General features: G+C 65.3%; 1 protein-coding gene. It reads left to right on the top strand.

Features of this window, described 5'->3' with window-relative positions:
* A partial coding sequence (locus L6637_RS42190) for a DUF1522 domain-containing protein (RefSeq protein WP_237867362.1) occupies positions 1 to 1,787 on the top strand: 1,787 nt, incomplete at both ends.

Raw genomic sequence — 1,787 nt, 5'->3', positions numbered from 1 at the left:
ACCGGCAAGAGTGTCAACTCGGCTCTGGACAACCCCACCAACTTCTTCACCGCCCAGTCGCTCGACAACCGCGCCAGCGACATCAACAACCTGCTCGACAACATCGGTAACGGTGTGCAGGTGCTGCAGGCCGCCAACACCGGCATCACCTCGCTGCAGAAGCTGGTCGACAGCGCCAAGTCGATCGCCAACCAGGCGCTGCAGACCACCGTTGGTTATTCCACCAAGTCCAACGTCTCCACCACGATCTCGGGTGCGACGGCATCTGACCTGCGCGGAACCACCAGCTTCACTAGCGCGAGCGCACTGAGCAACGTGCTGTATAGCGGCGCTGCGGGTGGCGCGACGGCTGCTGTTACCGGCACCACGCTGGGCGGCGTTTCGGGCGCCGACACGGGATCCGTCATCAACGCTGCGACGACTGCGGCCAAGCTCCTGAACGGTGCGGCTGCGGGCGACGCGAACGCCGGCGTTGCGGCTGGTGACACGCTCACCGTCAACGGCAAGACCGTGACGTTCGTTGCGGGCGATGCGCCGACCACGGCGCCGACGGGCCTCACTCAAGTTGCGGCGTCTGCTGGCGTCACGACCGGTAACGTCTTCACCGACAGCAGCGGCAACGTGTCGGTTTACCTCGGCTCCACCACGAAGGCTTCGATCGGTGACGTGCTGACCGCCGTCGATCTCGCCAGCGGCGTGCAGAGCAACGTTGCCGGCACCCTCACGCTCAACGCCGGGCAGACCGCGTCTACCGTCACGGGCGGCGGCGCGCTGAAGTTGCAAAGCACCACCGGTTCCGACCTGAGCGTGACCGGCAAGGCCGACATCCTGAAGGCCCTCGGTCTCACCGGTGCGACGGGCGCAGGCAGTGTGACGGTCTCGGCGACCCGCACCACGAGCTCGACGACCCTGTCGTCCTTCATCTCGTCGGGTTCGACCCTGAACGTCGATGGCCATGTCATCACCTTCAAGGATGGCCCGACGCCCGGTGCCTCTTCGCTGCCTTCGACCCAAGGCGTGTCCGGCAACGTCGTCACTGACGGCAACGGCAACTCGACGGTCTATCTGCAGAGCGCGTCGATCACCGACGTGCTGAAGGCGGTTGACTTCGCCACGGGCGTGCAGACCTTCACGCTCAATGGCAGCGGCGGCGGTACGCTTGCGACCGCTTCCGGTCAGACGGCTTCGTCGATCAACGCCTCGGGCCAGCTGAAGGTCTCGACCGGCGTCAATGCCGATCTGTCGATCACCGGCACCGGCAATGCGCTGCAATCGCTGGGTCTGGCCGGCAACACCGGCACGTCGTCGGCCTTCACCGCGGCGCGTACCTCCGGCACCGGCGGCATCAACGGCAAGACCCTGACCTTCACCTCCTTCAATGGCGGCACGGCGGTCAACGTCACGTTCGGCGACGGCACCAACGGCACGGTCAAGACGCTTGATCAGCTCAACACGCAGCTGCAGGCCAACAACCTGTCTGCGACGATCGACGCCAACGGCCTGCTGACGATCTCGACCACCAACGACTACGCGTCCTCGACGCTTGGTTCGACGTCGGCGGGTGGCGCGATCGGCGGTACGCTGACGACGGCTCTGACCTTCTCGACGGCTTCGACCCCCGTGGCCGACACCGTCGCGCAGACCTCCCGTGCGAACCTGGTCAACCAGTACAACAACATCCTGAGCCAGATCGACTCGACCTCGCAGGACTCCTCGTTCAACGGCGTCAACCTGCTGAACGGCGACCAGCTCAAGCTGGTGTTCGACGAAACCGGCAAGTCGAGCCT

The sequence above is a fragment of the Bradyrhizobium zhengyangense genome (genome assembly GCF_022012435.1).
Lineage (GTDB): Bacteria > Pseudomonadota > Alphaproteobacteria > Rhizobiales > Xanthobacteraceae > Bradyrhizobium > Bradyrhizobium zhengyangense.
The sequence above is the reverse complement of the archived record's forward strand: the minus strand, read 5'-3'. Positions and strand labels throughout refer to the sequence as shown.